The 6,362-nt window shown below is 65.4% G+C and carries 9 protein-coding genes; 3 read left to right on the top strand and 6 right to left on the bottom strand.

All coding sequences use genetic code 11. The features are described 5' to 3' along the window. On the bottom strand, positions 1–1,298 hold a 1,298-nt coding region (locus B1A78_RS01155; protein WP_077145203.1), incomplete at its 3' end, for an HD-GYP domain-containing protein. Positions 1,299–1,411: 113 nt separating this feature from the next. Between B1A78_RS01155 and B1A78_RS01150 the strand changes: the two genes are divergently transcribed. Together B1A78_RS01150 and B1A78_RS01145 are read left to right on the top strand one after the other, a co-directional pair. After that, positions 1,412–1,690 (top strand): hypothetical protein, encoded by a 279-nt coding sequence (locus B1A78_RS01150; RefSeq protein ID WP_077145202.1) that lies wholly within the window; start codon positions 1,412–1,414, stop codon positions 1,688–1,690. A 6-nt stretch (positions 1,691–1,696) separates the two neighbouring features. Continuing rightward, entirely contained in the window at positions 1,697–2,626 is a 930-nt protein-coding gene (locus B1A78_RS01145) for a DUF4238 domain-containing protein (protein ID WP_077145201.1), read from the top strand. 334 nt (positions 2,627–2,960) lie between these two features. Here B1A78_RS01145 and B1A78_RS01140 read toward each other — a convergent pair whose 3' ends face one another. From B1A78_RS01140 to B1A78_RS01125, 4 genes are all read right to left on the bottom strand, one after another. Continuing rightward, complete coding sequence (locus B1A78_RS01140; protein WP_077145200.1) at positions 2,961–3,419, bottom strand: DMT family transporter; 459 nt, start codon at positions 3,417–3,419, stop codon at positions 2,961–2,963. After that, positions 3,416–3,637 (bottom strand): 4-oxalocrotonate tautomerase family protein, encoded by a 222-nt coding sequence (locus B1A78_RS01135; protein ID WP_077145199.1) that lies wholly within the window; start codon positions 3,635–3,637, stop codon positions 3,416–3,418. The genes B1A78_RS01140 and B1A78_RS01135 overlap by 4 nt, the downstream gene beginning before the upstream one ends. 11 nt (positions 3,638–3,648) lie before the next feature. Further along, positions 3,649–3,966, bottom strand: a complete 318-nt coding sequence (locus B1A78_RS01130) for a VOC family protein (RefSeq protein WP_256837381.1) — start codon at positions 3,964–3,966, stop codon at positions 3,649–3,651. A gap of 90 nt (positions 3,967–4,056) precedes the next feature. Next, positions 4,057–4,683, bottom strand: coding sequence for a pyridoxamine 5'-phosphate oxidase family protein (locus B1A78_RS01125; protein ID WP_077145198.1), 627 nt, complete (start codon positions 4,681–4,683; stop codon positions 4,057–4,059). A 95-nt stretch (positions 4,684–4,778) separates the two neighbouring features. Between B1A78_RS01125 and B1A78_RS01120 the strand changes: the two genes are divergently transcribed. Continuing rightward, positions 4,779–5,669 carry a LysR substrate-binding domain-containing protein gene (locus B1A78_RS01120; RefSeq protein ID WP_077145197.1) on the top strand — a complete coding sequence of 297 codons (891 nt, stop codon included), beginning with the start codon at positions 4,779–4,781 and terminating at the stop codon, positions 5,667–5,669. A 248-nt stretch (positions 5,670–5,917) separates the two neighbouring features. Here B1A78_RS01120 and B1A78_RS01115 read toward each other — a convergent pair whose 3' ends face one another. Further along, positions 5,918–6,349, bottom strand: coding sequence for a DUF3592 domain-containing protein (locus B1A78_RS01115; protein ID WP_077145196.1), 432 nt, complete (start codon positions 6,347–6,349; stop codon positions 5,918–5,920). Between the last annotated feature and the right edge of the window lie 13 nt (positions 6,350–6,362).

Below are 6,362 nucleotides of genomic sequence, written 5' to 3'. Positions count from 1 at the left end.
ATGATCGACAGCGCCTGATCGACCGGCATCGCAGGCCGATAGGGGCGGTCGGCGGTGAGCGCGTCGAAGAAATCGGCGACCGAGACGATGCGCGTTTCCATCGATATCGTGCTGTCGTCGAGGCCGAGCGGATAGCCGGTGCCGTCGAGCCGTTCGTGGTGCGACCCCGCGATCAGCGCCATGTCGCGCATCACCCCGATGCGCGAGAGGATGTCGGTGGTCGCCTGCGCATGGCCCTGCATCACCGCCCATTCGCTCGCGTCGAGGCGGCCGGGCTTGTCGAGGATGCGGTTGCTGACCCCGAGTTTGCCGATGTCGTGGAGCATCGCGCAGCGCACGAGCCGGCGGCGTTCGGGCGACGCGATGCCGAGATGCTTGGCGACGCGGTCGGTGAGCAACGCGACGCGCTCGCTGTGGCCGCCGGTATAGGGGCTTTTGGCGTCGATCACCTGCCCGAAGGCGATCGCGATATCGTCGAGCCAGGCCTCGTCGACCGCGACGCGCGCCTGCGCGGGTTCGAGCGCGAAGAGCCGCGCATCGATGTCGGGCGCGGCGAGCTGGTTCCAGAAGGCGGGGTCGCTCGCGAGGTCGGCGAAGATCGCGGCGAGTTCGGGGTCGAGCCAGCTGCCGCTGCGCGCCGCGACCTCGGCCATCGCGCGCGCGGGGCCGCCCGCCATGAAAAAGACGTCGGCGACCTGCGCGAGCAGCGCGATGCGCGAGAGCAAAGGAATTGCGGTGCCCGACAGCCCGCGCGGCAGGCCGCCGCCGTCCCAATGTTCGTCGAGCGACGCGATGCCGCCCGCGACGCGATCCGAAAAGCGCAGCCGCCGCGCGATGCTCGCGCCCTGCGTGCAGCGGGTCTGGATGAAGCCGGTCAGGATCGGCGCGGCGTTGCCATGGAGATGGTCGAGCGCCGCCTGGCGCGCGGCGGCTTCTTCCTGCGCGCCGACCTCGGCCTCGATGAAGGCGAGGAAATCGGCGCCGTCGGGGCCGATCAGCTTGAAGCCGTGCTTGAGGCTGCGGTCGTCGCCGAGGAACAGGCCGGCGACGCGCGCGGCGTTGCTCGAACAGCCGAGGTCCTTGAGCAGCACGGCATAGAGGCAGTCGGCGAGTTCGGCGCCGTCGAGCCCGGCGGCGAGCGCGACATAGGTGCCGATCCACGCCGCGCGCACGCTGTGCCCCGCGGGCTGGCCCTCGGTAAGGTCGAGCGCATAGGAGAAGGCGCCGAGGATTTCGGCGAGCCGCGCTTCGCCCATCGGCACCGCCACGTCGAAGGCCGAAGGGCCCGGCTGGAACATGTGACTTCCCCCCAAAGAAGCGCCGAGCATAAGAGCGAGAGTTTACCGGCGGGTTAGCACGGCGCGGGGGCGTCGCGCTTGGCGTACACCGGGCTTTGTGGCAGGGGAGCGCGATGACCGATACCGATCCTGCCGCCGCCGAGCGTGCCGCCTATCGCCGCGAACTGCGCGGCATCGCCCGCGCCCCGCGCATGGTGGGGTTCTTGTTCGTCTTCGCCTCGCTCGGCCTCTGGGCCTGGCCGCAGAGCGGCGGGCCGATGGTGATCGGGCCGCTCGCGACCGAAAGCTGGGGATGGGTCTGCCTCGGCATCGGCTGGCTGATCCTGCTGTGGGTGATCGTCACCCGCACGCGCCACCACAAGGCGCGGATGGCCGAGCTGGAGGCTGAATGAAAAGCCTTGCAAGCTGATCCTGCAAAGCATCACTACGTTCCCGAGTTCTATCTTCGAGAATGGGCAGGTGCAGATGGCCGCTTGGAACGGTACACTCGACCGACGCCAAAAAAGATCGCAGTACGGCGGGTATTTCCAAGCCAAATGGGATTCAGCCGAAATCTCTATGATTCGCCTAACGAGAAGTTGTTGGAGCGACACTGGCTGGAGACTCGCGTATTTCAGCAAATTGACAGTTGTGCGGCCAATGTCTTCCGGAAACTGAACGATGAGCCTCCGGGCGAGTTGACGGGCGAAGATGTCAATGCATGGAGCGTTTTTGTTCGCGCCCAATTCTATAGGACGCCGGAAGGGCTTCGAGCCGTCAAAGAAAGTGGCGCTCAGGAATGGCTGGCGGCTCTCGACGCAGCCAGAGATCGCTATCAAGAACTGAAGAGCATTTCAGATCCAGATTTATTCGAAGACTATGTTTCCTTGCAGACGGAAGGAGACATAGAAAGGTCCGTTCTCAGGACTCTTCCTGGAATATTTTCTAGCGAACGCGTTGTCCGTATATTAAACGAGCTTCACTATAGGATAATGGATACTGGCCCGTCAGTACCGCAATTTCTGATATCGGACGATTTCCTGGCTCGGACAAACGGGCTTCTCGTGGAAAACGGGCATTTCGCCATGCCCATTTCTCCTCGTCGCCTGTTGGTGATGACGGTGAGGCGCGAGACATTTGATCGGATCGGCCGGATGACCGACAAGGAGCTTGTCACGGCCGTTAATCGCTGGATCGTCGAAAGCGCTCGACATTTCGTGGGAGCGACGGATCTCTCACAGGATAGGTTTATTCGGAACAGGTTCGGAGTAGATCTGAAAAGGTCACTGTCACGTGGGGATGGGACTAGCCGAGCGAAAACGGATCGCGCTCATGTTGGCACTTCTTGATCGGGGAGGCGTATATAAGGTGTTCTTGGCGATAGCCACGGCGGCCTTGGCAGAGCCAAGTCTGGCGGGCGCTGGACTGAGGAAAGCTGGGTGGCGCTGATGTTGGGGAATAGCCGACCGGGCGCGGGCGAGAAGCTTGGCGAGTGGGAGTTTCTGCGGCTGGCGCCGGTCTCGTTCCGGCTGGTGCGGCATGATGCGAGCAGCGCGACCTTCGAAAATGCGGGCCATGACTATACGAAGCGCATCGCCTATGTCCGCGACGACGACACGCTGACCGCGACGACCTCGCGGATCGACCGGTCGCAGGCGACGCGCTGGACCTACAGGCGGCGCTTTACGCCGTGCGCCTCGCCAGCCAGACCCCCGCGATCATCAGCGCGATGCCGGCGATGCGCTTCATGTCGATCGCCGAGCGTAGCGCGCCGAACAGGCCGAAATGATCGATCGTCGCGGCGCTGACGAGCTGGCCGACGAGCACGAAGAAGATCGCATTGCCGACCCCGAACTTGGGCGCGATGAAGGTCACCGCGATCACATAGAAAGCGACGAACAGCCCGCCGAAGTAGAATTGGGCGGGGATGTCGCTGGTGAAACGCACCTGCCCGACCGACCCGGTGAGCAGCGCGCCCGCGGTCGCGATCAGGAAGGCGAGGCCGAAGAGGATCATCGAGGCGGCCATCGGGCTGCCGAGCCTTGTCCCGAGCCCGCCGTTGAGCGCCGCGAGGACCGGGATGCCGATGCCGGTGAGCAGCATGATGAGCGCGAAGGCGGGGGCGCTGTTGTTTGCGGTCATCGCCCCGCCTCCTTCGCCGTCTGTGCGGCGCGATAGTCGAGGACGGGCAGCCCGCCGATGCCCCAATTGTCCAGATCGATCTCGTCGATCGTGACGACCGTGGTGGCGGGATTTTTCCCGAGCACCCGCACCAGCAGGTCGGTGACCCCGCCGATCAGCTCGGCCTTTTGCTCGGGGGTCGCGCCTTCGCGGGTGATGCGGATATTCACATAGGGCATGGCCTTGCTCCTCAGGCGAAGGGGGTGGCGAATTCGATGCGGATGCCGCCGGGCATGGTAGCGATGAAATGATGCGTCGTCGCGCCCTCGCGGATCGGCTCGGGGTCGAATTCGATGACGACTCCGGGGTAGCCCTGGACGCGCGCGAAGACGGTGCGCAGCGCGTCGAGGTCGGCAACGCGGAGCGCGAGATGATGGAGGCCGATGTTGGCGCGGCGGTCGAACGGCGTTGCCGTAGCGGGATCGGCGACCTGCCACAGCGTGAGCAAGGTCGTGCCGTCGGAGACGAAGATCGCGGGGATAGTCGGGACGCTCGGCGGCGACGACAAAGCCGAGTGCGCCGACGAAGAAGTCGCGCGCTTCGGCGACGTCGCGGACGGCGAGGCCGATATGGTGGGCGCCCTGGGTGAGGGATTGGGTCATGTCTTGTCCTTTTCGGCTCGAAGCGCCGCGAGTTCGGCGCGCAATTGATTGAGTTCGGCGGCCATCGGCTTGATCGCGGCCGAGATTTCGGCCTCGGTGAAGCGCGGGGTGATGTGCTGCGAGCAATTCCATTCCCAGCCGATGATATCGATCAGGAAGGCGCGCTCGGGGACCGCGCGATAGCCCTCGGGCATCAGCGAGGCGACGAGTTCGGGGTCGGCGGCACGCTCGACGCTGTGGGCGTGGCCGATCAGCTTGAGCCGTTCCCTGTTCGGATAATCCATCAGGAACAGCGACACCCGGTCGTTGTGCGCGAGATTGGCGGTGCTGATATATTGCTTGTTGCCGCGATAGTCGGCGAAGCCGATGCGGTTTCCCTCGATATGCCGCAGGAAGCCGGCGGGGCCGCCGCGGTGCTGCATATAGGGCCAGCCCTCGGCATTGACGCTTGCCATATAGAAGCTGTCGCGCTCGCCCATGAAGCCGATCTCCTTCGCGGTGAGCAGGTCGGGACTGCCGTCGGCGCCGGCGTCGAGCTTGGCATAGGAGGCGCGCGAGCCGTGGATTTCCTGCAAGTGCCGGACGTCTTCGTCGAAGAGGGTGGTGCGATAATTGCGGGCCATCGGTCGGCTCCTTTCGCCGACCGAAGTAGGTCATTGCTCGATCGATGATAATCGGCGAAGATTGCACGACTTCATTGCGAATATCGGAATAATCGATGGACCGGTTGCTGACGCTGGAAATGTTCGTCGCGGTGGCGGGCGAGGGCGGCTTCGCGGCGGCGGCGCGCAAGCTCGGCAGTTCGCCGCCTGCGGTGACGCGCGGGATTGCCGCGCTCGAGGCACGGCTCGGGACGAGCCTGTTCCATCGTTCGACGCGCGCGGTGGCGCTGACCGATGCCGGTGCGGCGTTCCTTGGCGAGGCGCGGCGGATCCTTGCCGATCTCGCGGGCGCCGAGCGCGACGTGCGCGGTGCGGCGGCCGAGCCGCGCGGGCAGCTTTATCTGACCGCGCCGGTGATGTTCGGGCGGCTGCATATGCTGCCGGTGGTGAGCGCGTTGCTCGCCGAACATCGCGCGCTGACCGCGCGGATGATGCTGGTCGATCGTAACGTCCGCATCGTCGAGGAGGGGATCGACGTCGCGCTGCGTATCGGGCCGCTCGCCGATTCGAGCCTGAAGGCGGTGCGCATCGGGACGGTGCGCCAGATGCTGGTGGCGAGCCCCGCCTATCTGGCGCGGCACGGCGCCCCGGCGGCGGTAAGCGATCTTGCGGACCATGCGCTGATCGCGATGGACGGGCCGCGCGCGGGGAGCGAGTGGCTATTTGCCGCCACGCGGTTGAAGCTCGAGGCGCGGCCGCGGCTGGTGGTCAACACCGTCGACGGCGCGATGGCGGCGGCCGAGGCGGGGGTGGGGATCGCGAACCTGCTGAGTTACCAGGTGATGGACGCGGTCGACGCCGGACGGCTGATATCGCTGCTCGCGGCCGAGCAGCCGCCTGTGCTGCCCGTCCATCTGCTCTTCGAACCCTCGCGCGCCGCGCTGCCGTCGGTGCGGCTGTTCGTCGACGCGATGAAGGCGCGGCTGCGGATCGCCGGATTGGCTTAGGCGAGAAGGGGCTTGCTGCGCGCGTTTCGTTCGAACGCGGCGGGTCGGGATTTTATTTGTCTCACACGAAGGCACAAAGGCACGAAGAGGTCGAGCAGACCGCGAAGCGGCCTCTTTCTCCAACGGGAACGCCATGCCGCGGCGAGGATGAAAAAGCGGCCTTTCGGCCGCGAGCAACGTCTTCGTGCCTTTGTGCCTTCGTGTGAAATAAATTTCGCCGACATCTGCGGCGCAGCACTCGCCTGGCGTCAATAGGTGCCCGCCACCAAAATCCAAACACCGCCGACCAACGCGAAGAGCGAGCCGAGCCCGACGAACATGCCGATGAAACAGCCGTTGCGCAGCGGCGCCCACACCATGACGTCATTCGGATCGTCGGGGTTGTAGCGCACGCGCATGATGCTGCCGACCGGCTTGGGGCGGTTGGTCGACAGGCTGTCAGGCATCTGTTTCGTCACCCCCGCGAGCCGATATTCGATCGTCGCGGTGTGCATCAGCGTGCGGTCGCCGTCGCTGTCGGTGCTCCAGTGGCTGTCGTGGCCGATGACCCGGCCCTCGACCTCGTGCCAGCGGCGCCCGCGCATTTCGGTCCGCGCCATCGACAGGCCGATGCCGGCGAAGAGCAGCCCGATCCCCGCGAAGAACCACGGGATGATTCGCAGGATAAGCGCTTCGTCCATTCGCATTCCCCCC

It is taken from the genome of Sphingopyxis sp. KK2 (assembly GCF_001990265.1).
Taxonomy (GTDB): domain Bacteria; phylum Pseudomonadota; class Alphaproteobacteria; order Sphingomonadales; family Sphingomonadaceae; genus Sphingopyxis.
The sequence above is the reverse complement of the archived record's forward strand: the minus strand, read 5'-3'. Positions and strand labels throughout refer to the sequence as shown.

Bases quoted from the DNA above. Each gene is read 5' to 3' on its own strand.
- B1A78_RS01150 (WP_077145202.1), top strand. From the start codon at position 1,412: ATGACCGATACCGATCCTGCCGCCGCCGAGCGTGCCGCCTATCGCCGC.
- B1A78_RS01120 (WP_077145197.1), top strand. From the start codon at position 4,779: ATGGACCGGTTGCTGACGCTGGAAATGTTCGTCGCGGTGGCGGGCGAG.
- B1A78_RS01140 (WP_077145200.1), bottom strand. From the start codon at position 3,419: ATGACCGCAAACAACAGCGCCCCCGCCTTCGCGCTCATCATGCTGCTC.
- B1A78_RS01125 (WP_077145198.1), bottom strand. From the start codon at position 4,683: ATGGCCCGCAATTATCGCACCACCCTCTTCGACGAAGACGTCCGGCAC.
- B1A78_RS01115 (WP_077145196.1), bottom strand. From the start codon at position 6,349: ATGGACGAAGCGCTTATCCTGCGAATCATCCCGTGGTTCTTCGCGGGG.
- B1A78_RS01135 (WP_077145199.1), bottom strand. From the start codon at position 3,637: ATGCCCTATGTGAATATCCGCATCACCCGCGAAGGCGCGACCCCCGAG.